The sequence below is a fragment of the Nocardia farcinica genome, from assembly GCF_001182745.1.
GTDB lineage: Bacteria > Actinomycetota > Actinomycetes > Mycobacteriales > Mycobacteriaceae > Nocardia > Nocardia farcinica.
In genome coordinates this window covers 3,221,670-3,245,461 of the sequence record NZ_LN868938.1, presented here as the reverse complement: position 1 = coordinate 3,245,461, position 23,792 = coordinate 3,221,670, and the positions used below count along the sequence as shown (strand labels likewise).

General features: G+C 72.0%; 18 protein-coding genes and 1 tRNA gene. 8 read left to right on the top strand and 11 right to left on the bottom strand.

Annotated elements, in window-relative coordinates; genetic code table 11:
• Positions 1-100 precede the first annotated feature (100 nt).
• The gene (locus AMO33_RS15395) at positions 101-643 is read right to left on the bottom strand and encodes a histidine phosphatase family protein (RefSeq protein ID WP_086838524.1); all 543 of its coding nucleotides are present in this window, start codon (positions 641-643) and stop codon (positions 101-103) included.
• 81 nt (positions 644-724) lie between these two features.
• Here AMO33_RS15395 and AMO33_RS15390 point away from each other — a divergent pair, with 81 nt between their 5' ends.
• The 4 genes from AMO33_RS15390 (at position 725) to AMO33_RS15380 (ending at position 8,312) form a co-directional block, all read left to right on the top strand.
• On the top strand, positions 725-4,933 hold the full coding sequence (locus AMO33_RS15390) for an Lhr family ATP-dependent helicase (protein WP_455635718.1): 4,209 nt from the start codon (positions 725-727) through the stop codon (positions 4,931-4,933).
• A complete protein-coding gene (locus tag AMO33_RS33110) occupies positions 4,834-5,475 on the top strand; it encodes an Lhr family helicase (protein ID WP_455635716.1) in 642 nt (213 codons plus the stop codon). The genes AMO33_RS15390 and AMO33_RS33110 overlap by 100 nt, the downstream gene beginning before the upstream one ends.
• On the top strand, positions 5,462-6,241 hold the full coding sequence (locus AMO33_RS15385) for an Fpg/Nei family DNA glycosylase (RefSeq protein WP_011207507.1): 780 nt from the start codon (positions 5,462-5,464) through the stop codon (positions 6,239-6,241). The genes AMO33_RS33110 and AMO33_RS15385 overlap by 14 nt, the downstream gene beginning before the upstream one ends.
• A 115-nt stretch (positions 6,242-6,356) precedes the next feature.
• Positions 6,357-8,312 (top strand): FAD-dependent oxidoreductase, encoded by a 1,956-nt coding sequence (locus tag AMO33_RS15380; RefSeq protein WP_060593040.1) that lies wholly within the window; start codon positions 6,357-6,359, stop codon positions 8,310-8,312.
• 92 nt (positions 8,313-8,404) lie between these two features.
• On the opposite strand, the gene AMO33_RS15375 is transcribed toward AMO33_RS15380, so the two are convergent.
• The 5 genes from AMO33_RS15375 to amaB form a co-directional block, all read right to left on the bottom strand.
• Positions 8,405-8,776, bottom strand: a complete 372-nt coding sequence (locus AMO33_RS15375; RefSeq protein ID WP_060593039.1) for a DUF742 domain-containing protein — start codon at positions 8,774-8,776, stop codon at positions 8,405-8,407.
• A complete protein-coding gene (locus AMO33_RS15370; RefSeq protein ID WP_041560690.1) occupies positions 8,773-9,198 on the bottom strand; it encodes a roadblock/LC7 domain-containing protein in 426 nt (141 codons plus the stop codon). The genes AMO33_RS15375 and AMO33_RS15370 overlap by 4 nt, the downstream gene beginning before the upstream one ends.
• On the bottom strand, positions 9,176-11,503 hold the full coding sequence (locus AMO33_RS15365; RefSeq protein ID WP_240327537.1) for a sensor histidine kinase: 2,328 nt from the start codon (positions 11,501-11,503) through the stop codon (positions 9,176-9,178). The genes AMO33_RS15370 and AMO33_RS15365 overlap by 23 nt, the downstream gene beginning before the upstream one ends.
• Positions 11,504-11,840: 337 nt before the next feature.
• Positions 11,841-11,914: transfer RNA gene (locus AMO33_RS15360), tRNA-Met, on the bottom strand.
• 67 nt (positions 11,915-11,981) lie between these two features.
• Positions 11,982-13,511 carry an L-piperidine-6-carboxylate dehydrogenase gene (gene amaB, locus AMO33_RS15355; RefSeq protein WP_060593037.1) on the bottom strand — a complete coding sequence of 510 codons (1,530 nt, stop codon included), beginning with the start codon at positions 13,509-13,511 and terminating at the stop codon, positions 11,982-11,984.
• Positions 13,512-13,641: 130 nt separating this feature from the next.
• Here amaB and AMO33_RS15350 point away from each other — a divergent pair, with 130 nt between their 5' ends.
• Together AMO33_RS15350 and lat are read left to right on the top strand one after the other, a co-directional pair.
• Positions 13,642-14,094: an Lrp/AsnC family transcriptional regulator gene (locus tag AMO33_RS15350; protein ID WP_041559872.1), complete on the top strand. Its 453-nt coding sequence runs from the start codon at positions 13,642-13,644 to the stop codon at positions 14,092-14,094.
• Positions 14,095-14,158: 64 nt separating this feature from the next.
• Positions 14,159-15,508 (top strand): L-lysine 6-transaminase, encoded by a 1,350-nt coding sequence (gene lat / locus AMO33_RS15345; RefSeq protein WP_170916132.1) that lies wholly within the window; start codon positions 14,159-14,161, stop codon positions 15,506-15,508.
• Positions 15,509-15,511: 3 nt separating this feature from the next.
• Here lat and AMO33_RS15340 read toward each other — a convergent pair whose 3' ends face one another.
• Positions 15,512-15,850 (bottom strand): hypothetical protein, encoded by a 339-nt coding sequence (locus AMO33_RS15340; RefSeq protein ID WP_060593036.1) that lies wholly within the window; start codon positions 15,848-15,850, stop codon positions 15,512-15,514.
• A gap of 194 nt (positions 15,851-16,044) precedes the next feature.
• Here AMO33_RS15340 and AMO33_RS15335 point away from each other — a divergent pair, with 194 nt between their 5' ends.
• Positions 16,045-18,270 carry a protein kinase domain-containing protein gene (locus AMO33_RS15335; protein ID WP_060593035.1) on the top strand — a complete coding sequence of 742 codons (2,226 nt, stop codon included), beginning with the start codon at positions 16,045-16,047 and terminating at the stop codon, positions 18,268-18,270.
• A gap of 72 nt (positions 18,271-18,342) precedes the next feature.
• Here the strand turns inward: AMO33_RS15335 and AMO33_RS15330 are convergent, their stop codons facing one another.
• The 3 genes from AMO33_RS15330 to AMO33_RS15320 form a co-directional block, all read right to left on the bottom strand.
• Entirely contained in the window at positions 18,343-19,266 is a 924-nt protein-coding gene (locus AMO33_RS15330) for a patatin family protein (RefSeq protein WP_229434904.1), read from the bottom strand.
• Between the two features lie 62 nt (positions 19,267-19,328).
• Positions 19,329-21,125 (bottom strand): acetyl/propionyl/methylcrotonyl-CoA carboxylase subunit alpha, encoded by a 1,797-nt coding sequence (locus AMO33_RS15325; RefSeq protein ID WP_011207519.1) that lies wholly within the window; start codon positions 21,123-21,125, stop codon positions 19,329-19,331.
• A 252-nt stretch (positions 21,126-21,377) separates the two neighbouring features.
• Positions 21,378-22,292 (bottom strand): sulfurtransferase, encoded by a 915-nt coding sequence (locus AMO33_RS15320; protein ID WP_060593033.1) that lies wholly within the window; start codon positions 22,290-22,292, stop codon positions 21,378-21,380.
• Positions 22,293-22,455: 163 nt separating this feature from the next.
• Between AMO33_RS15320 and AMO33_RS15315 the strand changes: the two genes are divergently transcribed.
• Positions 22,456-23,220, top strand: a complete 765-nt coding sequence (locus AMO33_RS15315; RefSeq protein WP_060593032.1) for a helix-turn-helix transcriptional regulator — start codon at positions 22,456-22,458, stop codon at positions 23,218-23,220.
• Here the strand turns inward: AMO33_RS15315 and AMO33_RS15310 are convergent.
• Complete coding sequence (locus AMO33_RS15310; protein ID WP_060593031.1) at positions 23,146-23,784, bottom strand: nucleoside triphosphate pyrophosphatase; 639 nt, start codon at positions 23,782-23,784, stop codon at positions 23,146-23,148. The two genes, AMO33_RS15315 and AMO33_RS15310, sit on opposite strands and share 75 nt — an antisense overlap.
• Positions 23,785-23,792: the final 8 nt, after the last annotated feature.

The following is a 23,792-nucleotide window of genomic DNA, read 5'->3' as shown; positions in this document are numbered from 1 at the left end:
TTCTCCCGGGGATCGGCGGGTTCGGCGCGCGGTGGACGGCGCCGTTCGATCTGTCGCGCGCGGCGGCCGGGTTGTTAGCAAACGTAAGGCAACGGGATGGTCAGGGGAGCCGGAGGCTCCAGCGGCCGCGGTGATGCAGGCGCACCACGGCACCGGGGCCGACGTCCAGGCGCCAGAACGCGGCGGGCGGCGCGTCCAGCGCGACCACCAGGGCAGCCCGGATCACCGCCGGATGCGTGACCGCGACGGTGGATCGCCCGGAGTCGGCCACGTCCGCGAGCCACCGGCCGGTCCGGGCGAGCACGTCGAGCACCGATTCGCCGCCGTGACCGCGGAATTCCGGGTCGCTCAGCCAGTCCCGCAGGTGCTCCTCGGGGATCGCGGCCAGGTCCGCGCCCCGCCAGGCACCCGCGTCCAGGTCGCGCAGCCGCTCGTCGACCGTGGCGGTGAGGCCGAGCAGTTCGGCGGTTTCCACGGCCCGGCGTTCCGGCGCGGTGAGTACCGTCGCGGCGCGCGACGGCCGGCGCCCGGCCAGTGCGTTGCGGCCGCCCTCGGTGAGCGGCTCGTCGGCGGGGAAGCGGGCGGCGCGCATCGCCTCGGTCATGCCGTGGCCGACCAGGTCGAGTCCGAGCACCGTACGCACGCACCGAAGCGTACGGGCACTCGCGCGGCGGCGCGGGTCGGCGGCGGCGGGCCTGTCGGTGCGCGGGTGCACACTGAACTCATGGTCTCGTTCTCCACCGCGGTGTTCTCCCGCGCGACCCAGGAGTGGTTCGACGGCGCCTTCCCCGCGCCGACCTCGGCCCAGCTGGGCGCGTGGCAGGCCATCGCGGCCGGGGAGCACACCCTGGTGGTGGCGCCGACCGGCTCGGGCAAGACCCTCTCGGCGTTCCTGTGGGCCATCGACGAACTCGCCGCCACCGCGCCGGACCCGGACGCGCCACCCGGCACCACCGTGCTCTACATCTCCCCGCTCAAGGCGCTGGCCGTGGACGTCGAGCGCAACCTCCGCGCGCCGCTGGTCGGCATCACCCAGACCGCCAAGCGGCTCGGGCTCGACCCGCCCGAGATCACCGTCGGCGTGCGCTCCGGCGACACCCCCGCCGCGGCCCGGCGCAGTATGCAACGCACCCCGCCCGACATCCTGATCACCACGCCGGAGTCGCTGTTCCTCATGCTGACCTCGGCGGCGCGGGAGACGCTGCGCACGGTACGCACGGTCATCGTCGACGAGGTGCACGCCATCGCCGGTTCCAAGCGGGGCGCGCACCTTGCTCTGTCGCTGGCCCGGCTGGACATGCTGACCGAACGGCCGGTGCAGCGGATCGGGCTCTCGGCGACGGTCCGTCCGGCCGAGGAGGTGGGCCGGTTCCTGGTGGGCGCGGCGCCGATCACGATCGTCTCCCCGCCCGCCCCGAAGACCTTCGACCTCACCGTGCGGGTGCCGGTGCCGGACATGACCGAGCCGGGCGAGTCCGACCAGCCGGGCTCGATCTGGCCGCACGTGGACGAGGCCATCGTGGATCTGGTGCTGGCGCACCGCTCCTCGATCGTGTTCGCCAATTCGCGCAGGCTCGCCGAGCGGCTCACCGCCCGGCTCAACGAGGCCTACGCCGCGCGCGTCGGTGACCCGGTGTCCACCTCGCACGCTCCGCCCGCGCAACTCGGTCCGTCCACCGAGGTGATCCACGGCGCCGAGCAGTTGCTCGCGCGCGCCCATCACGGCTCGGTGAGCAAGGAGCAGCGCGCCCTCATCGAGGACGATCTCAAGAGCGGGCGGCTGCGCTGCGTGGTGGCCACCAGCAGCCTGGAACTCGGTATCGACATGGGCGCGGTCGACCTCGTCGTGCAGGTGGAGGCGCCGCCGTCGGTGGCGAGTGGGCTGCAGCGGATCGGCCGGGCCGGGCACCAGGTCGGCGAGATCTCGCGCGGTGTGCTGTTCCCGAAGCACCGCACCGACGTCATCCACTGCGCGGTCGCCGCCGAACGAATGGTCACCGGCCGCATCGAGGCACTGCGCATTCCCGCGCACCCGCTCGACATCCTGGCCCAGCAGACCGTGGCGGTCTGCGCGCTCGAACCGATCGACGTCGACGCCTGGTTCGACGCGGTGCGCGCCACCGGCAGCTTCGCCACCCTGCCGCGGTCGGCCTACGAGTCGGTGCTCGATCTGCTCTCCGGCCGCTACCCCTCCGACGAATTCGCCGAGCTGCGGCCCCGCCTGGTGTGGGACCGGGACGCGGGCACGCTCACCGGCCGGCCCGGCGCGCAGCGGCTGGCGGTCACGTCCGGCGGCGCCATCCCCGATCGCGGCATGTTCGCGGTGTACATGGTGGGGGAGAAGAACACCCGGGTCGGCGAACTCGACGAGGAGATGGTCTACGAGTCGCGGGTGGGCGATGTGTTCGCCCTCGGCGCGACCAGCTGGCGCATCGAGGAGATCACCTTCGACCGGGTGCTGGTCACCCCGGCGTTCGGGCAGCCGGGCCGGTTGCCGTTCTGGCACGGTGACGGGCTGGGCCGTCCCGCCGAATTGGGTGCCGCGCTGGGTGAATTCGTGCGCAAGGCCGCCAAACAGACCGCGAACCGGGCGGACGCCGCCGCCGACACCGACCTCGGCGGGTTGCTGGCCGGGGCCGGCCTGGACGCCAACGCCGCCGCGAATCTCGTTGCGCTGCTGGACGATCAGCGCGCGGCCACCGGGCACCTGCCCACCGACAAGACACTGGTGGTGGAGCGGTTCCGGGACGAACTCGGGGACTGGCGGTTGGTGCTGCACTCCCCGTTCGGGCTGCCGGTGCACGCGCCGTGGGCGCTGGCGGTCGGGGCGCGGCTGCGCGAGCGCTTCGGCGTCGACGCCGCGCCGAACGCCTCCGACGACGGCATCGTGGTGCGGCTGCCCGACACCACCGACGATCCGCCGGGCGCGGAGTTGTTCGTCTTCGAACCCGACGAGATCGACGACCTGGTCACCGAACAGGTCGGCGGTTCGGCGCTGTTCGCCTCCCGGTTCCGGGAATGCGCGGCGCGGGCGCTGCTGCTGCCGCGCCGCGACCCGGGCAAGCGCGCGCCGCTGTGGCAGCAGCGGCAGCGCTCGGCGCAGCTGCTCGACGTGGCCCGCAAGTTCCCCGACTTCCCGATCCTGCTCGAGACCGTCCGCGAATGCCTGCGCGACGTCTACGACCTGCCCGCCCTGCGGGATCTGCTCGGCCGGGTCGCGCGCAGGCAGGTGCGCTTGGTGGAGGTGGAGACCGCCACGCCCTCGCCGTTCGCGAACGCGCTGCTGTTCGACTACATCGGCCAGTTCATGTACGAGGGCGACAGTCCGCTGGCCGAGCGCCGCGCCGCCGCCCTGTCCCTGGATTCCGGCCTGCTCGCCGAACTGCTCGGCCGGGTGGAACTGCGCGAACTGCTCGACACCGCCGTGCTCGAACAGACCGAACGCGAACTCCAACGTCTCACCCCCGAACGCCGCGCCCGCGACGCCGAGGGCCTGGCCGACCTGCTGCGGCTGCTCGGCCCGCTGACGCCGGAGGAAGCGGGGCAGCGGTGCGTGCGCGGGCGAGCCGACGAGGTCGCCGACACCGGGCTACCGGAGGCCGATCCGTCCGTCGCCGCGGCGACGCGGTCCGCGGACGATGCGCCGGACGGGTCGATGGCCGGCGCCGAACCGGAGCCGTCGGAGTTCCCGGCGGACGACGGGACCGGCCCCCATCACCGCTGGTTCGCCGAACTGGTCGCCGCCCGGCGCGCCCTCGAGGTGAGTTTCGCCGGCCGGACCTGGTGGGCCGCGGTCGAAGACGCGTCCCGGCTGCGCGACGCGCTCGGCGTGCCCTTGCCGATCGGCACCCCCGCCGCGTTCATCGAGCCGGTGGCCGATCCGCTCGGCGATCTCGTCGGCCGCTATGCCCGCACGCACGCCCCGTTCGGCCTCGACGCGGTAGCGCGGCGCTTCGGGATCGGACCGGCGGTGGCCGCCACCGCGCTGCACCGCCTCGTGACCGAGAAACGTGTCGTGGAGGGCGAATTCACGCCGGGCGCGAGCGGCCGGGAGTGGTGTGACACCCAGGTGTTACGGCGGCTGCGGCGCCGTTCGCTGGCGGCGGCACGGCACGAGGTCGAGCCGGTCGCCACCGCGGCGTTCGGCCGGTTCCTGCCCGCGTGGCAGCACGTGGGCACCGGGGAGCTGCGCGGCGTCGACGGCGTCGCCACGGTGGTGGAACAACTGGCCGGGGTGCCCGCGCCCGCCTCGGCGTGGGAATCGCTGATCCTGCCCGCCCGGGTGCGCGACTACACCCCCGCCATGCTCGACGAGTTGACGGCCACCGGCGAGGTGATCTGGTCCGGGCACGGCGCCATCACCGGCAAGGACGGCTGGATCGCCCTGCACCTGGCCGAGCAGGCGCCGTTCACGCTGCCCCCGCCCGACGACATCGAACTCTCCGAGACCCACCTACGGCTGCTGGCGGCGCTCGGCGCGACGCCCGCCCCGCGCGCCGGCGCCGACGGCCCGGTGCCGTTGCCGCCGGTCCTGCACGGCGGCGGCGCCTACTTCTTCCGTCAGCTCAGCGATGCCACCGGCCTGCTCGACGACACCGCCGTCGCCGCGGCGCTGTGGGAGCTGGTGTGGGCCGGGCTGGTCGCCGGGGACACCTTCGCCCCGGTGCGCGCGCTGCTGTCGGGCACCACCCGCACCACCACCGCGCACCGCACCCCGCGCCGCGCCCCCGTGGCCGCGCCTACCTGCCACGTCCCAGCCTGCCGACGCGCACCGGCCCGCCCGCCGTGGCCGGGCGCTGGTCGCTGCTGCCCGAGCGGGCCACCGACAACACCGTGCGCGCGCACGCCACCGCCGACATGCTGCTCGAGCGCTACGGCGTGCTCACCAGGGGCTCGGTGCAGAACGAGGGCGTGCCGGGCGGCTTCGCGCTGATGTACCGGGTGCTCACCGAGTTCGAGGATCGCGGCCGCTGCCGCCGCGGCTACTTCGTCGACTCGCTGGGCGGCGCCCAGTTCTCCACCACCGACGTGGTGGATCGGCTGCGCTCCCACGACACCGACCGCGGCAGGCCGGGCGATCGTGCCCCCGCGCCGAGCGGTCTGGTGCTGGCGGCCTGCGACCCCGCCAACCCGTACGGGGCGGCACTGCCCTGGCCCAAGAACGAGGGGGAGGGTGGGCACCGGCCCGGCCGCAAGGCGGGCGCGCTGGTCGTGCTCGTCGGCGGTGAGCTCGTGCTGTACCTGGAACGCGGTGGCAAGACGCTGCTCACCTTCACCACCGACCCCACCGCCCGCCGGGCCGCCGCGACCGCCCTGGCGGAGGTGGTGTCCCACGGCCGCGTCGATGCGCTGGTGATCGACCGCATCGACGGGGAAACCGTGCACGGCAACACCTTCGCCGCCTTCCTCACCGACGCCGGTTTCGCCGACACCCCGCGCGGCCTGCGCCTGCGGAGCACCCATGCCCGAAGGTGACACCGTCTTCCGCGCCGCCCACCGGCTGCACCTGGCGCTGGCCGGAAAGACGCTGGTGCGCAGCGACTTCCGGGTGCCCCGCTATGCCACGGTCGACCTGGTGGGCGAGCGGGTGGAGGAGGTGACCAGCTACGGCAAACACCTGTTCATCCGCACCGCCGACGCCAGCATCCACACCCATCTGAAGATGGAGGGCGTGTGGCGCACCTATTGCGTCGGCGAGCGCTGGACCCGTCCGCGGGTGCAGGCCAGGGTGGTGCTCACCACCGACGACACGGAGGCGGTCGGCTTCGCCCTCGGCAAGGTCGAGGTGCTGCGCCGCGCCGACGAACACACCGTGATCGACCACCTGGGCCCCGACCTGCTCGGCCCGGATTGGGACCCCGCCGAGGCCGAACGGCGGCTGGCGAGCGTGCCCGAGCGGCCGATCGGACTCGCGCTGCTCGACCAACGCAACCTGGCCGGCATCGGCAACATCTACCGCAGCGAGATCTGTTTCCTGCGCCGCGTCCACCCCGCCACCCCGGTCGCCGCGGTACCGGATCTGCCCGCGGTCGTCAGCGAGGCACATCGCGTGCTCGGCGCCGCCGCGCACCAGCCGCCGTGGCGGCCGATGGTCTACGGACGCACCGGCCTGCCGTGCCGCCGCTGCGGCACCCGCATCCAGGCGCGCCCGCTCGGCGAACCCACCCCGGTCTCCGACCGCATCGTGCAACGCGAACGAGGAATCTTCTTCTGTCCGCGCTGCCAACCGACCGGCGAGTAACCAGAAAACTCCGCTTTACTCCGGTAATTCACCGGAGTAGGTTTCAGGTCGTTCTGATCTATGTGAGCCGCAATTCATGTTGCGTTGCCACACCACGGCCTTGGAGTCACACCCTATGGAGCTCTCGGCAAAGCAGCGCGCGGCGCTCGAGCTGATCTGCGACACCTTCGCCCCCGGAGACGGGCTCGCGCTACCGTCGGCCACCCAACTCGGCGTGCCCGACGTCATGCTGCGCATGCTCGGCCGCGACCCGAACGAGGCGGCGGGCAAGCAGTTGGCGACCCTGCTCGGCATCTGGGACACGCCACTGCTCGGGCTGCTCGCGGGTGCGGGGCTGCGCCCGTTCTCCCGGCGCTCGCCCGCCGAACGCGAGCAGCTGCTGCTGAAGCTCGGCGCCTCCCGGCTGGGCGTCAAACGGGCCCTGTTCCAGGCGCTCAAGCAGGGCTCGCTGCTGTCCTACTACGTCACGCCCGGGCCGGACGGCTTCAATCCGCTGTGGAAGGAGATGGGCTATCCCGGTCCGCCCGGACAGCTCGCCGCCGCGCCGAGGCCCGCGCTCGACCCGCTGCGCTGCACCGCGCCCACCACGCTGGACTGCGACGTCGTCGTGGTCGGTTCCGGCGCGGGCGGCGGCACCGCGGCCGCGGTGCTGGCCGAAGCCGGCCTGGACGTGGTCGTGCTCGAGCGCGGCGACTACTACGACGACGCCGACTTCGGCAACGGCGAACTCGACGCCCTCACCCGCCTCTACGCGCCCGGCCCGAACGCCACCGCCGAGGGGCAGCTGACCCTCGTCTCGGGCACCTGCCTGGGCGGCGGCACGGTCGTCAACTGGAGCACCTCGCTGCGGACGCCGGATTCGGTGCGCGCGGAATGGGCGAGCCTCGGTGCCACCCAGTTCGCCGAGGACGAGTTCGGCACGGCCCTGGACGCCGTCGAGCGGCGGTTGTCGGTCACCTACGACAAGTCGCCGATCTCGCGGCGCGACAGCGTGCTCGAGCGTGGCGTGCGCGCGCTCGGCTGGGACATCGGTCCGCTGCCCCGCAATGTCACCGACGCCTGCGACGCGGGCGAGGAGTGCGGGCGCTGCGGCTACGGCTGCCGGGTCGGCGCCAAGCAGTCGGTGACCAAGACCTGGCTGGCCGACGCCGCCGCCCGCGGTGCGCGGCTGGTGGTCGGCGCCGACGTGCGCCGCATCGTCGTGCGCGGCGGCACGGCCGAGGGCGTCGTCGCGGTCACCGACAGCGGCGCGGAGCTGACCGTGCGGGCCAAGGCGGTGGTGGTGTCGGGCGGCGCGATCCAGACCCCGGCGCTGCTGCGCCGATCCGGCCTGCGTAACAAGAACATCGGCGCGCACCTGCGGCTGCACCCGGCCTCGGCGGTGTTCGGCACCTTCGAGGAGGAGGTGCGCCCCTGGGAGGGCGGCCTGCAGACGCGGATCTCGCGCAAGCACGCCGATCTCGACGGCGCGGGCTACGGCGTCATCTACGAGACCGGGCCGATGCATCCCGGCATGCTGGTCGGCTTCATGAACTGGCGCGGCGGCGCCGAACACCGCCGCGCCATGCTCGATCTCGCGCACACCGCCGCCATCGGTGTCATCACCCGCGACCGCGACAGCGGCCGGGTGGAGGTGGACAAGGCGGGCCACCCGATCGTGCACTACACGATCTCCGATCGCGACCGCGACCACCTCCACACCGGAATCCTCGGTGCGGCAAGCATTCTGGAGGCCGCGGGGGCGAAGAAGATCTTCTCCGGCCATCAGGCGGGCCCGGTCTACCAGCCGGGCGTGCGCGGGTCGCACGCGGAGTTCGCGGCGGCCTGCCAGGCGGCGGGCTACCGGCCCGGCCGGTGCGGCATGGCGGCGCTGCACATCATGGGCTCGGCCCGGATGGGCGGCAGCCGCGACACCTGCGCCCTGGATCCGGACGGCGCGACCTGGGAGGTGCCCAATGTCGTCGTCGCCGACGCCTCGTGCTTCCCGACCTCGTCGGGGGTGAACCCGATGGTGTCGATCGAGGCGATCGCCTACATGAACGCCACCCGCCTCGCCGCGCGCTTGTCCTGAACGACAGGCGGTGGCCGGTTCCCGGAGGGATCGGCCACCGTCGTGCCGAGGTCGACCGGCCCGCCGCGATGACCGCCCTGCTGGGAGCAGCGTCAGAGTGCCTGGATGCCGCGCAACACCGCCCGCAGCGTGCCCAGGTCGCGTGGTCCGGCGTCCGGGGTCGGCTCGGGCGCCCGGAAGTCGAGCAGACCGTCGTCGATGAGATCGCCGACCAGCACCTTCGTCGTGGTCAGCGGCAGATGCAGCTGCGCGGCGAGTTCGGCGATGGATTGCACCGTGCGGCTGAGCCGCAGGATCTCCGCGTACTCGGGCTCGGTCCGGCGCAACGTCCCCGACCCCGAGTACACCACGAGCGTGAGCATGTTCAGGTCCGGACGAGCGTCCGACCGTCCGCGGGTGACCGCGTACAGCCGGACGAGCGGACCCGCCTCGTCGTCGAACCAGGACTCACGCCGGTTGTTCATGGCTGCCGCATACCGACCTCATCGAAGGGATGAGGCCGTGGGTCGACGGACAGATGCGCGCCGACGCGCTGCACCGTCTGGTTCATCTCGTAGGCGACCATGCCCATGTTCGCCGACTCGGAGGTGAGCACGGCCAGGCAGGCGTTGTCACCCGCGGCGGTGATGAACAAGACGGCTCGGTCCAGCTCCACCACCGTCTGGCACACCCCACCCGCCTCGAAGTGCACGCCCGCGCTGCGGGCCACGCCGTGCAGGGTGGAGGCCATCGCGCAGAAGCGCTCGGCATCGGAGCGGTCGATCTTGGTGCTGTGCCCGAGCAGCAGGCCGTCGGTGGACAGCACCACGGCGTAGCGGACATCGGGCAGCCGCTCGATGAGATCGTCGAGCAACCAGTCGAGGCTACGGGGCTTGGAAATCGTCACCAGCACCTTCTTCGTGATCGGACGCCGTGGGCGTGGAGTCGACGTCGACGCGGTTCAGCCTGCCCTGCCGGGTGCCGTTCTCGATCGCCGACATGAGATTGCGCGCCTGTTCGGCGGTGCGCGGTCGCGCCGTGGTCGGGGCGGCCGGTGCGCTCGCCGTCATCGGCTGGGTGGCGGCGGGCGACTGGCGCCGCCGCCGCGGCAGCGCCGGACGCGCCGCCGGTGCGGCGGGAGCCGCGGATTCGACCGCGGACCCGGTGGTGGCCACCGCGCTCACGGTCGTCACCGGCGGGACGAACCCGTTGAACGAGCCCTTGCTCATCAGGTTCGTCGGCGGCATCGTCGTGGTGGTCGACGCGGCCGCCGGCACCTGGGCCGGTTCTCGGCCGGTGGACAGCAGCTGGGTGGGCACCAGCACGATCGCCTTGACCCCGCCGTAGTCGGATTCGGTCAGTCGGACCGAGATGCCGTGGCGCGACGCCAGTTTCGCGACGACGAACAGGCCGAGGCGGGCGTCGCCGGACAGCGCCGCGACGCTGAAGTCCGGCGGCTCGGCCAGCAGCGCGTTGCGCTCGGCCAGCTCCGCCTCGGACATCCCGAGGCCCTGATCGGTGATCTCGAGCGCCAGGCCCTTGCCCACCAGGTTGCCCGAGACCTCGACCCGCGATTCCGGTGGCGAGAACGCGGTCGCGTTGTCGGTGAGCTCGGCGATGAGGTGGATCAGGTCGGCCACCACGTTGCCGAGGATGCGGACCTCGGGCAGCTTGCCGGTCTGGATGCGGGTGTAGTCGAGGCTCTCGGCCACGGCGCTGCGGACCAACTCCACCAGCGGCACCGGGTTGCGCCACTTGCGGCCCGGCTGCTCGCCGCCCAGGATCACCAGGTTCTCGGCGTTGCGGCGGGAGCGGGTGGCCAGATGGTCGAGCTGGAACAGCAGGTCGAGCCGGTCGGGATCCTCTTCCTCGCGCTCGGCCTTGTCCAGCAGCACCAGCTGCCGGTGCACCATCACCTGACTGCGGTGGGCGATGTTGAGGAACACCGCGTTCACGCCCGCCCGGGTCTTGGCTTCGGCGACCGCGGCCGCCACCGCGGCGGCGTGGGCGCGGTTGAACGCGTCGGCGACCTGGCCGATCTCGTCACCGCCGAAGTTCAGCGGCGCCATGTCGTCGGGCTGGACCTCCTTGCCCGCGCTGAGCTGGCGGATGGTCTCGGGCAGCCGCTCGTCGGCCAGCTGCAAGGTCTCCCGGCGCAGCCTGCGCATCCGGCCGACGAACCGGTTGGCCAGCAACATGGCCGCGACGAACGCGAGCAGCGTCAGCGCGGCCACACCGGCGCCCGCCCACGACGAGCCGGTCGCCTGATCGTCGCCGATGGCCTTGGCCAAGGCGTGCGAGTCGCGGCTCTGGTCCTCCCACAGCTTGAGCAGCTGCGCGGTGACGGCGTCGGCGGCGTGCTCCCAGTCCTCCGCGGTGAGCGGCAACTCGACGTCGTCGGTGGCGCTGCCGGAACCGGTGGTGGATCCGCTGCCGGAACCACTGCCGGTGCGGGCGGTGCTGTCCTCGGGCAGTACCGGGCCGCGCTGGATGAAGGCGTCCTCCATGGCGGTGAGCCGCTGCCAGTCCGGACCGGCGACGATCGCCTTGGCCTGCTCGAGCCGCGGCCCGGTGAGCACCGCGGTGACGTAGCCGACCTCACCGCGGGCATCGCCGACATAGCGGCTGAATTCGGTGAGCTGCCCCGGCGGCAACTGCTCGGTGAGCAGCGCCGTGATGCCGAGCGCGCCCGCGCGCGACACGGCCTCTCCGGCGCGCAGCGCGTGCACGGCCTTGTACAGACCGACGGACACCTCGGCGCTCGGCGCGACCTCGGCGGCCAGCAGGGAGGCCTGCACGATGGTGTCGATCACCAGCCCGAAGGCGGCGAAGACCTGCGCGGCGGGTACGGCGCGCGCGTCGATGCCGCTGCGTAACTGCGGAAGTTGTTGATACAGCTGGTCGTAGCTGTCGATGTCGTCGACGACGTCGCCGCGCAGCTTCTTGGCCGCCTCGCCGTTGGCGAACAGGCCGTCGATCGCGGCGTCGGAATTGCGGCGGGCCGCGGCCAGGCTCTCGGTGCCCCGCGGGTCGCCGGACAGATGCAGCATCGAGGCCCGCCGCTCCTCCTGCATCGCCTCGATCATCCGGATGGCCGGTTCGGTGGTCGAGGCCGCGACGTCGGCGAAGTCCTTCGCCTTGCGGCCGTCCTGAACGAGATACACTGCGCCGCCGATGCCGATCGCCAGCAGCGCCACGCTCGGAATGAGCACGATGGCCAGCAAACGGGTTCTGACTCCGATGGGTCCGCGGAAACGTGCGCGAGAACTCGGCTTCAGCACATCGGTCGGTAATACGCGCTTGATACTGCTGCTGATCACCGATCTTGCCTACTTCTGGGCAGTGAACGCCCTTTGCGGATTTGGGCGTAACACTATCCAGTGCGGGAGGGGGCCGCAACCAATTCGTGATCCGAAATGCCCGATCCGGCAAGCCCGCTCGGCAATTCCGCGCGCGTGCCGAGTTATTCGGATCCGCTACCGCCGGAGGCGTCGAAATGCCGCCGGGAAAAGCGGAAGGCTCCCGGAGAATCTCCGGGAGCCTTCGTAGTAGCGGGGACAGGATTTGAACCTGCGACCTCTGGGTTATGAGCCCAGCGAGCTACCGAGCTGCTCCACCCCGCGTCGGTGTGGAACCAACCCTACACACAGCCGGTGGTGCATGCCTAATCGCCTGGTCGGCGGCCGGTTCTCAGCCGAACTCGACGCCCTGGGCCAGCGGTAGCTCGGTGGAGTAGTTGATCGTGTTGGTGGCCCGGCGCATGTAGGCCTTCCAGGCGTCGGACCCGGATTCCCGGCCGCCGCCGGTGTGCTTCTCGCCGCCGAACGCGCCGCCGATCTCCGCCCCGGAGGTGCCGATGTTGACATTGGCGATGCCGCAGTCGGATCCGTCCGCGGCCAGGAAACGTTCGGCCTCGCGCTGATCGGTGGTGAACACCGCCGAGGACAGGCCCTGCGGCACCCCGTTGTGCAGCCGCACCGCGTGCTCGAAATCCCGATAGGTGAGCACGTACAGGATCGGGGCGAACGTCTCCTCCCGCACGATCGCGGTCTGCGCGGGCATCCGCACGATGGCGGGACGCACATAGAACGCGTCGGCACCGAACCCGGGCACCCGCTCACCGCCGAACACCAGCTCGCCGCCGTCGGCCAGCGCGCGGTCGAGGGCGGCGCGCATGTCGCGGTAGGCGCCCGCGCCGATGAGCGGGCCGACCAGCACGCCGTCCCCGCGCGGATCGCCGACCGCGAGGCTGCGGTAGGCCCGGGTCAGCCGGTCCAGCAGCGGCCCGACGACGTCGACGTGCGCGATCAGGCGCCGCAGCGTGGTGCACCGCTGACCGGCCGTGCCCGCGGCGGCGAAGACGATCCCGCGCGCGGCCAGCTCCAGATCCGCCGACGGCGTGACGATCGCCCCGTTGTTGCCGCCGAGTTCGAGCAGGCAGCGCCCGAACCGGGCGGCCACCCGCGGCGCCACGGCGCGGCCCATCCGCACCGAGCCGGTCGCGCTCACCAGCGCCACCCGCTCGTCGTCCACCAGCACCGCGCCGACCGCCGCGTCGCCCTGGATCAGCTGGTGCACCTCGGGATCGGCGCCCACGTCGGCGGCCGCGCGGCGCAGCAGGGTGTGGCAGGCCAGCGCCGTGAGCGGAGTGGTCTCCGAGGGCTTCCAGACCACCGCGTCACCGCACACCAGCGCGATCGCGGTGTTCCACGACCACACCGCGACCGGGAAGTTGAACGCCGAGATCACCCCGACCACGCCGAGCGGATGCCAGGTCTCCATCAACCGGTGCCCGGGCCGCTCCGACGGCATGGTGCGTCCGTAGAGCTGGCGCGCGAGGCCGACGGCGAACTCGCAGATGTCGATCATCTCCTGCACCTCGCCCAGCGCCTCGGCGCGGATCTTGCCCGCCTCCAGCGTCACCAGCCGGGCCAGGTCCGCCTTGTGCGCGACCAGCAGCTCGGCCAGCCGGCGCACGACGGCGGCCCGGACCGGCGCGGGCACGGTCCGCCAGCGCTGGAACGCCGCGCTCGCGCGCTCGACGGCGGCCTGTGCCTCGGCCGGGGTGTCGGCGGGCAGGGTGAGCAGCCGCTCGCCGGTGATCGGTGTGCGGGCGACCAGGTCGCCCGGCGGCGGCATGTCGACGCCGAGGGCGCGCAGGACGGCGGCGGCCTCGTCGCCGAGGTCGGTGCGGGCGGCGGTGCCGAGGGTGTCTGTCATCGGTTGTTCCCCTTCGTCTTCGGGCCGGTGCGGCGGTTCCGATCCCGCCGCGCCGGGTGGGCCGGCATCGCGGCGGTGATCGCGGACAAGTTCTCGACACGGGTCGCGTCGGCTGGGTTAGCCTTCGCTGATGGCGGATACACCGGCAAAACCCGTACTCGACGACATCGATCGCCTGCTGATTCGTGAACTGATGGCCGATGGTCGCGCCACCCTGTCGAATCTGGCCGAGAAGGCGAGTCTGTCGGTCTCCGCCGTGCAGTCGAGGGTGCGCAGGCTGGAGGCACGCGGGGTGATCCGCGGCTACACCGCCAAGGTCGATCCGGAAGCGCTGGGGCAGTTGCTCTCGGCATTCGTCGCCATCACTCCTCTCGACCCGTCGCAGCCCGACGACGCGCCCGCCGTGCTGCAACACATCCCCGGCATCGAGGCCTGCCATTCGGTGGCCGGTGACGAGAGCTACGTCCTGCTGGTCCGGGTGGCCTCGCCGCGGCATCTGGAGCAGCTGCTGCAGGAGATCAGGGCCACCGCGAACGTTCGCACCCGCAGCACCATCATCCTGCAGACATTCTACGACAGGTAGTCGTTGGATGTAATTTGTCCGTTAAGTCATGGAGTTTGCCTGAATATTTTCGTACCCTACGGGTGTGACCCTCGAACTGGACCGCACCTCATCCGGTGCCGAGAACGCGCAGGACGTCCCCGCGACCCGGGTGCACGACGTGCTGTCCGCGCATCTGCTCGCCGACGGGTTCCCGCTCGTGCTGGATCTGCGCGCGTCGCGGGGCTGCCTGCTGGTGGACGCCCGTGACGGCAGCACCTACCTCGACATGTTCGGCTTCTTCGCATCCAACGCGCTGGGCATGAATCACCCAGCGCTGGCGGACGATTCGCTGTTCCGTGCGGAACTGGCCACCGCCGCGGTGAACAAGCCGAGCAACTCCGACGTCTACACCGTCGAGATGGCGCGCTTCGTGGCCACCTTCGCGCGCGTGCTCGGTGATCCACGGTTGCCGCACCTGTTCTTCATCGACGGCGGCGCGCTCGCGGTGGAGAACGCGCTCAAGGTCGCCTTCGACTGGAAGAGCAGGCACAATGAAAGCCGCGGCAGGCCGGCTGATCTGGGCACCAAGGTGCTGCACCTGACCGGTGCCTTCCACGGCCGCACCGGCTACACGATGTCGCTGACCAACACCGAGCCGGTCAAGACCGCGCGCTTTCCGAAGTTCGACTGGCCACGCATCGACACCCCCTACCTGGCGCCGGGCCGCGACATCGAGGCCGCCGAGGCCGCCGCCCTGGCCCAGGCACGGCGCGCCTTCGCCGAGAACCCGCACGACATCGCCTGTTTCATCGCCGAACCGATCCAGGGCGAAGGCGGCGACCGGCACCTGCGCCCGGAGTTCCTGCGGGCGATGCAGCGGCTGTGTCACGAACACGACGCGTTGGTCGTGCTCGACGAGGTGCAGACCGGCGCGGGCGGCACCGGAACAGCCTGGGCCTACCAGCAACTGGGTCTCGCGCCGGACGTCGTCGCCTTCGGCAAGAAGACCCAGGTGTGCGGGATCATGGCGGGCGGGCGGGTGGACGAGGTGCCCGAGAACGTCTTCGCGGTCAGCTCCCGGCTCAACTCCACCTGGGGCGGCAACCTCACCGACATGGTGCGGGCCCGCCGGATCCTCGAGGTACTCGAGCGCGACCGGCTGATCGAGGCGTCTCGCCCGCTCGGCGCCCACCTGCTGAGCAGGCTCACCGACCTGGCCGCCGCGCATCCGGCGGTCGACGACCCGCGCGGACGCGGCCTGATGTGCGCGATCACGCTCGCCTCCACCGAACTGCGCGACGCCGTGGTGACCGCGCTGCGCGACCGCGAGCACGTGCTGATCCTCGGTACCGGTACCCAAGGCATCCGGTTCCGGCCGCCGCTCACGGTCACCGTCGAGCAGCTCGACCGCGCCGTCGACGCCCTCGACCGGGTCCTGACCGAGCTGGCCTGAGACTCAGGCGGTGCGCAGGCCGAGCGCCCCCTCGGCGAACCGGGCCACGGCCGTGCGGGCCGCCGCCAGGGCGGGTTCCTGCCCGGCGCGGGCCCAGCCGGTGATCTCCGCGGTGCCGTCGGCACCCGGGGTGAGCACGATCTCGGCCATCAGCTCGGCGGTGGTCGGCTCGCAGACCGCCCACGAATAGCGGGTCTCCTCGGCCCAGTCGGCGGCGCGCCGCGCCACGTGCTCCGGGTCGGTGATGCCGCCCTCGGCCAGGGCGGGCCGGTCATCGATGCGCTCGTCGGCCCGCAACGCCCGCAGGTACCAGGTGCCCGCGTTGATCTCGATCGGTTCCATCACGTCTCCCACATCGACAACCCGCTGCCCCGCTCAGGCGAGAGCCAGTACAGCCTAGTGGGGGTCTGCGAACTCACACTGCTGGGCGTTTCCGGGTCCGGGTACGCTCCAGGTACGGCTCGGCCCGGTGAACTCGGTGACGTGGACAGGACTTCCGCCGGGACGCCCCGGTGCCGGCGGCGGGAGGTGTGGCGATGGAGGCGGCGCAGTTCGGTCCCTACCGGCTGGAACGGCCGCTCGGCAGCGGCGGGATGGGCCAGGTCTGGGCAGCGCACGACACCCGCCGCGGGCGGCGCGTCGCACTCAAACTGCTGCCCGCCGACCTCGCGGCCGACGACGGCTATCGCGCCCGCTTCGAGCGGGAGGCCGAGCTCGCCGCGACCTTGCGGCACCCGCACATCGTGCCGATCCACGGCCACGGCGCGGTCGACGGACGGCTCTACATCGAGATGGAACTCGTCGAGGGCACCGACCTGGGCGCCCGGCTGGCGGCGGGAGGACCGCTCGACCCGCCCACGGCCCTGGACATCCTCGATCAGGTGGCCGCCGCGCTGGACGCCGCGCACGCCGCCGGTCTGGTGCACCGCGACGTCAAGCCCTCCAACATCCTGCTGCGGCCGGACGGCTTCGCCTACCTCATCGATTTCGGCATCGCGCGCGGGGTCGGCCAGACCTCGCTCACCGCCACCGGCCTGACCATCGGCACCTGGGCGTACATGGCTCCCGAACGCTTCAGCGGGCACGCCGACGCCCGCTCCGACGTCTACTCCCTGGCCTGCGTGCTCTTCGAATCCCTCACCGGCCGCCGCCCCTACGGGGACACCGATCCCGCACAGCAGATGCACGGCCACCTCATGAGCGACCCGCCGCGCGCCGCCGCCGTGGACCCCACCATCGGCCCGCGCCTGGACGCCGTCATCGCCCACGGCATGGCCAAGGACCCCGCGCACCGGCACGCCTCCGCCGGCGAATTCCTCCGCGCCGCCCGCGCGGCCCACGCGGGCGCGGGCGCGCCCCCACCGACCCGAACACTGCCCGCCTCCGGCCCCACGCCGACCAAGGCCGTGACAGCGCCCGAGCCTGCGGGCCGGGTACCGCCGGGTGCTGTCGCGGGTGGTTCGCTGGGTGCTGTCGCGGGTGGTTCGTCGGGTGCTGTCGCGGGCGGTTCGCCGGGTGCTGCCGCGGGTGGTTCGTCGGGTGCTGTAGCGGGTCGCTCGTCGGGTGTGGTCGCCGCCCCGGGGCGGGACGCCGTGGGGTCGTCGCCGGTGCCCGATCCGGCCCACCCCGGTGTCGGCGCGGGTTCGGCGGTGCCGGGCCGGAACCCGCATCCGACGAAGGTCATGCTGGCGCCGATGACGGGAACGACCGGCACCCCGGCCCCGGTGCATCGAGAACACGTCAGAGCGCGGTGGGTCCCGCCGTCGGCTCCAGCGCTGGATCCATTGCGGCACGACCCACCCGCCCCGGAACCCTTGCGGCACAACCCACCTGCCCCGGACCCGGCGCGGGGCACCCCACCTGCCGCGGATCGGGTGCGGGGCACCCCACCTGCCGCGGATCGGGTGCGGGGCACCCCACCGGCGTCGATTCCGGCGCGGCGCAATCCGCTCGTGCCTGCTCCGGCGCGGCGCAACCCACCCGCGCCGGCGCCGTCCCGGGGAACCGCTCCCGCGTCGATCGCGCGGCCGGTGCTGCCCGCACCCGGCGCACGGCAGTGGTACCTGCGCCGGAAGGCGTCGACCCAGAACGCGGTCCGCCGCACCTGGGGTCCCGCCTGGCCCGCGCGCAGGCCGGGCCCCGTCGCACCGCCGCCACCCCGGCGCAGGCGGCGGGGCGGACTGGTCCGGAAGCTGCTGTGGGCGACACTGCTGGTCGTGCTCGCGCCGTTCGTGCTGGCGGTGGGCTGCCTGGCCGCGTTGGCGGCGAACTCCGGCGAAGGCGGCGAGCCCGCCACCGGTGCGCCACCGCCCGCCGCGGTGGTCGAGGAACCGCCGCCCGGCGAGCCCGACCCCGCCGGTCCAGATGCCGGACCCGCGCCCGCCGGCACCCCCGTCCGCGACGGGAAATTCGAATTCCGAGTCGCCGCGATGGAGTCCGGCGTGCCGCGGGTGGGGCTGCAGACCGCGCGCGGTGCCTTCGCGATCGTCACCCTGGCCGTGCGCAACATCTCCGACCAGCCCAAGTGGTTCCTGCCGTTCGGGCAGAAGCTGGTCACCGGCGACGGCACCGTCGTGGAACACGACACCACCGCCACGGCATGGCAGGCCGTACAACACCGCCTCGGACACAGTTTCGAAGTGGCACCCGGAGCGTCCGGCACCGCGGTCCTGGTCTTCGACGTCCCCGCCCACACGGCGCCGGCGCACCTCGAACTCCACGACTTCGTCCTCTCCGGCGGTGTCACCGTCGCGGTGAGCTAGCCCGCCGGCGCTCGGGCGGGCGGACATGACCGCGGGCGCGGCCGAGCCCCCGGGCCGGCAGACGAACGGAACTCAGCTCGTGGTGACCGGCGCCAGCGACGAATGCACCGCTCGGCGGCCGAGTTCCAGCGCGCGGCTGAGCAAGCCGGTGTCGCGGGCGGTGCCGTCCACGACGGGGGAGCCCGGCGGGGGATGGATCTGCCACACCTTCTCCCCGAGGTCGGCCAGCAGCCGGTCCTCGGCGCGCTCCTGGTCGGGCCGCGCCAGCCAGGCGCGGTAGGCGCCGGGCGCGCGTCGGCGCAGGTAGCCACCGCCCACCAGCCGGTGCACCCGGGAGGCGGGTGGCCGGGACTCGTCGGCGCGGCGGGTGCGCAGCACCAGGAAATGCGTGCCGCCGCCGCGCACCGCGGCGTGGATCGGAATCGGTTCGGCGAGCCCGCCGTCGAAGTAGGGCACACCGTCCAGCAGGATCGGCCCGCCCGCCAGGATCGGCAGATTGGCGCTGGCCCGCAGGGCGCGCATCAGGCTGCGCTTGTCGTAGATGTGCGGGCGCAGGTCCACCGCGTTGCCGGTGCGCGCGTCCGTCGCGATGGGGTGGAACGTCGTCGCATGGTTCAGGATGGCGTCGAAGTCCATCGGCTCCACGCCGTCGTAGACCCGGTGCACCAGATACCGCACATCGAAGGCCGCGCCGCCGCGCAACAGTCGCGCCGGATCGATGACCGCGCGCATGATGTCGGGATTCGACCACGACCGCATGCCGGGCACCGCCCGCCCGCACAGCAACCAGGCCCCGTTGATCGCGCCGGCCGAGGTGCCGTACACGGCGTCGAACACCGCCGACAACCCCAGCTCCTCCAGCCCCTGCACCATGCCGCTGGAGTACACCCCGCGACTGCCGCCGCCCTCGATCACCAGGACCAGGCGATGACCGTCGGCCCGGGAACCGGAGGTGCTGCGGCCGCGGATGATCTCGGCCACGGTATCGCTGGACACCCGACCACGATACGACAAGAGCGGGTGCGGACCCGGTCCACACCCGCTCTCGACGGTCGGTCCTACTTGATCTCGGCCAGCACCGTGCCCTGGGTGATGGCGGCACCCGCCTCCACCGCGAGACCGGTGACCACACCGGCCTTGTGCGCGTTGACCGGGTTCTCCATCTTCATGGCCTCGAGCACCACGATCAGGTCGCCCGCCTCGACGGACTGGCCTTCCTCGACGGCGACCTTGACCACGGTGCCCTGCATCGGGGCGGTCACGGCGTCACCGGAGGCGGCGCCGCCGCCCGCGCCACCGCGCTTGCGCGGCTTGGGCTTCTTGCGGATCGCGCCGCCGCCACCGTTGCCACCGCCGCCGCCGATGCTGAAGTTGCCGGGCAGCGAGACCTCGACGCGACGCCCGCCGACCTCGACGACCACCTTCTGGCGCGGCCCGTCCTCGTCCTCCTCCGCGGGAGCGCCACCGCCGGTGTACGGCTCGATGGTGTTCTCCCACTCGGTCTCGATCCACTTGGTGTAGACGTCGAACTTCTCGCCGTCACCGATGAAGGCGGGGTGCTCGACGATGGCCCGGTGGAACGGGATGACGGTGGCCAGGCCCTCGACCTCGAACTCGGCCAGCGCGCGACGGGCACGCTCGAGCGCCTGGGTGCGGTTCTCGCCGTACACGATCAGCTTGGCCAGCATCGAGTCGAACTGACCGCCGATCACGCTGCCCTGCACCACGCCGGAGTCGACGCGCACGCCGGGACCGGCCGGCTCGCGGTACACGGTGACCGGGCCGGGGGCGGGCAGGAAGTTTCGGCCGGCGTCCTCGCCGTTGATGCGGAACTCGAAGGCGTGCCCGCGCGGGGTCGGGTCCTCCTTGATCTCCAGTTCCTCACCGTTGGCGATGCGGAACTGCTGGCGCACCAGGTCGATGCCCGCGGTCTCCTCGGTGACCGGGTGCTCGACCTGCAGGCGGGTGTTCACCTCGAGGAACGACACGGTCTCGCCCTGCACCAGATACTCCACGGTGCCCGCGCCGTAGTAGCCGGCCTCGCGGCAGATCCGCTTGGCGGATTCGTGGATCTTGGCGCGCACCTCGTCGGACAGGAACGGCGCGGGCGCCTCCTCGACGAGCTTCTGGAAACGGCGCTGCAGCGAGCAGTCGCGGGTGCCCGCGACCACGACGTTGCCGTGCTTGTCGGCGATGACCTGGGCCTCGACGTGGCGGGCCTTGTCCAGGTACTGCTCGACGAAGCACTCGCCGCGGCCGAAGGCGGCGATGGCCTCGCGGGTGGCCGACTCGAACAGCTCGGGGATCTCCTCGATGGTGTGGGCGACCTTCATGCCGCGACCGCCACCGCCGAAGGCCGCCTTGATCGCGACCGGCACGCCGTACTGCTTGGCGAACTCGACCACCTCGTCGGCGTTCTTCACCGGGTCCTTGGTGCCCGCGGCCATCGGCGCGTTCGCGCGCTCGGCGATGTGCCGGGCGGTGACCTTGTCACCGAGGTCGCGGATGGACTGCGGCGACGGGCCGATCCAGATCAGGCCCGCGTCGATGACGGCCTGGGCGAAGTCGGCGTTCTCGGAGAGGAAGCCGTAACCGGGGTGGATGGCGTCGGCGCCGGACTTGGCCGCGGCGTCGAGGATCTTGTCGAACACGAGGTACGACTCGGCCGAGGTCTGGCCGCCCAGCGCGAAGGCCTCGTCGGCCAGCTTCACGAAAGGTGCGTCGGCATCGGGCTCGGCATACACGGCGACGCTGGCGATGCCTGCGTCCTTGGCCGCCCGGATCACGCGCACGGCGATCTCGCCGCGGTTAGCTACGAGTACCTTCGTGATCCGCGCGCTGGCATGGCTGGGCACTGAGCCTCCTGGTTTGCAATCTTCTGGTCGCTTCGCGGGATGGTGGCCGCGCGGCCCGATCCCGGTAGGGGTACGAACACCGCGCAGGCTCCGCGCCCGTGTCGACAATGTACGTCTCGGGCGAGTGTAGGCAGTCTGCCAATTCGCGCCGAACTCGGATAGCCCTACTGAACAGTAGGTGGCGGATCACACTCGGCCACGGTTGTGTGCGGAGTCCTGTGTGCGGGCATCCGCCCTCACTTTAGCGTGCGGTCACCGCGCCCGTGCACGCCGCCCGGGTCGGACCGGCGCCTCGCCCGGCTCGTCGCCCTTGGCGATCGGCAACCGTACCGAATTGCCCCATTCGGTCCAGGAACCGTCGTAGTTGCGCACGGCGGGCAGGCCGAGCAGGAAGGTGAGCACGAACCAGGTGAGGCTGGAACGCTCGCCGACCCGGCTGTAGACGATCAGTTCCTCGGACCCGGCCAGCTCGCGGTACACCTCGTCCAGCTCCGCGCGCGACCGGAACCGGCCGTCGGCGCCGAACGCCTCGGTCCAGGGGATGTTGCGTGCGGTGGGGATGTGGCCGCCGCGCAGCGCGCCGTCGACGGGGTTGCCGGGATCGTGCGCGAGTTCCCCGGAGTACTCCCGCGGCGAGCGCACGTCCAGCAGCGGTTTGCCCAGGTGGGCGAGCACGTCGTCGCGGAAGGCGCGGGCGGTGGTGTCGTCGCGTCGCGCGGCCGGGTAGTCGCTGACGGTGAGGTAGGGCGGCTCGAAGGTGGTGTCGCGGCCCTCGGAGATCCAGGCCTCGCGGCCACCGTCGAGCAGCCGTACGTCCTGGTGCCCGAACAAGGTGAACAGCCACAGCGTGTGCGCGGCCTGGGCGTTACCGCGGTCGCCGTAGATCACCACCGTGTCCTCGCGACCGATGCCCTTGGCCCGCATCAACTCGGTGAAGCGCGGGCCGTCGATGTAGTCGCGCATCAACGGATCTTCCAGATCACCGCGCCAGTCGATCTTGATGGCGCCGGGCACGTGGCCGATGTCGTAGAGCAGGATGTCCTCGTTCGACTCCACGATCTTCAACCCCGGCGCGCCGATGTTTGCCGACAGCCACTCCGTGGTTACCAATCGGTGAGGATGTGCGTAGGCACCGAATGGGGTGTGAGGGTCCGGGGCAACGGGCACGATCGGTTTCCTTCGCACGAGTAGGCGGTGTCACGAAGTTCGGGTCTCACAGCGATGGTAGAGGTGGGTCGATACTGAAACTCGTTTCAGATGCCCAATCGACCGAATGGACGAATAGATCGAACCGGCATCCGATAAAGTCTCCGGAGAGGAGGGGTGAGCTATGTCCGATTCTTGGCCGCGGCGGCGACTGCTCGCGATCCTACGTGGCGCAAGCGAGCCCCTCGATGCCCAGGAACTGGCCAGAATCACCGGACAGCACGTCACCACGGTTCGTTTCCACCTCGATGTACTGACCAAGGAATCGCTGGTCCGGCAATTCCAGCAACCGCCCCGCGGCCGGGGCAGGCCACGCATCGGCTATCGCGCGGTGCAGCGCACCCTCGGTTATCAGGAATTGGCCCAGGTGCTCGCCGAGCAGCTCGGTCCGGATTCGCGCAGCCGTTCCGAGGCGGCGGTCGCGGCGGGCCGGGCCTGGGGTGCGAAGCTCGACGCCGAGGAGCGCCGCATCGAGACACTTGCCGACGTGCGGGAGGTCACCGTCGGCCTGCTGTCCGAACTCGGCTTCGCCCCCGAACGCGACCCCTCCGGCGAGGAGAGCGATCAGGTGGTGATCCGGATGACCGGCTGCCCCCTGCGCGATCTGGCGCGCACCCACACCGACGTGGTGTGCGGTGTGCATCTGGGGCTGATCGAGGAGGTGCTCGACCGCAGCGGCGAGCGTGGCGCGGTGAACGTGCGCCTGCATCCGTTCGTGGAGCCGGAGCTGTGCGTGGCGCGCCTGGAGCTGGCGCGCCGGGCCGCCGTGCCGATCGGCGCGGAGAACGAGGCCGAACCGGCCCTCACGCCGCCCTCAGCGGGCCGGGTGGCGCCACAGCTGCGCAACACCGACCCCAACGTCGCCAAGCAGTCGGCGCAGCAGTGGTAGGCCGATCCCGATAACGCTGGACGGGTCGCCCTCGATCCGGTCGACGAACCAGCCGCCGAGCCCGTCGAGGGTGAACGCACCGGCCACCTGGAGAGGTTCACCCGAGGCCAGATAGGCGTCGAGTTCCTCGGGCTCGGGCTTCGCGAAATGGACCGTGGTGGCGCTGCAGTCGGTCGCCTCGGCGACGACGGCGCCCCCGCGCAGCCGCAGCACGCAGTGCCCGGTGACGAGTTCGGCGCTGCGCCCGGCCATCTGCGCCCAGCGGGCGCGCGCCACCTCGGGAGTATGGGGTTTGCCCTGTAGCTCACCGTCGAGCAGCAGCATCGAATCACAGCCGACGACAACGCAATCGGTGGCGTACTCGGGAATGTCGGCGGCCACCGCCGCGGCCTTGGCGCGGGCGAGTTCGACCACCACCGTCGCGGGCGCGGTGTCCGGCGGCAGTGCCGCGGCCACCGCGTCCTCGTCGACGTCGGAGACCCGGACGACCGGGTCGATGCCCGCCGCGCGCAGAACCTGCCTGCGCGCGGGGGACGCGGACGCGAGAACCAGCGTCGAGGTCATGTCCCGCC

Bases quoted from the DNA above. Each gene is read 5' to 3' on its own strand.
- AMO33_RS15350 (WP_041559872.1), top strand. From the start codon at position 13,642: ATGGCGGATACACCGGCAAAACCCGTACTCGACGACATCGATCGCCTG.
- AMO33_RS15390 (WP_455635718.1), top strand. From the start codon at position 725: ATGGTCTCGTTCTCCACCGCGGTGTTCTCCCGCGCGACCCAGGAGTGG.
- AMO33_RS15315 (WP_060593032.1), top strand. From the start codon at position 22,456: ATGTCCGATTCTTGGCCGCGGCGGCGACTGCTCGCGATCCTACGTGGC.
- AMO33_RS15375 (WP_060593039.1), bottom strand. From the start codon at position 8,776: ATGAACAACCGGCGTGAGTCCTGGTTCGACGACGAGGCGGGTCCGCTC.
- AMO33_RS15380 (WP_060593040.1), top strand. From the start codon at position 6,357: ATGGAGCTCTCGGCAAAGCAGCGCGCGGCGCTCGAGCTGATCTGCGAC.
- AMO33_RS15335 (WP_060593035.1), top strand. From the start codon at position 16,045: ATGGAGGCGGCGCAGTTCGGTCCCTACCGGCTGGAACGGCCGCTCGGC.
- AMO33_RS15385 (WP_011207507.1), top strand. From the start codon at position 5,462: ATGCCCGAAGGTGACACCGTCTTCCGCGCCGCCCACCGGCTGCACCTG.
- AMO33_RS15310 (WP_060593031.1), bottom strand. From the start codon at position 23,784: ATGACCTCGACGCTGGTTCTCGCGTCCGCGTCCCCCGCGCGCAGGCAG.
- amaB (WP_060593037.1), bottom strand. From the start codon at position 13,511: ATGACAGACACCCTCGGCACCGCCGCCCGCACCGACCTCGGCGACGAG.
- AMO33_RS15340 (WP_060593036.1), bottom strand. From the start codon at position 15,850: ATGGAACCGATCGAGATCAACGCGGGCACCTGGTACCTGCGGGCGTTG.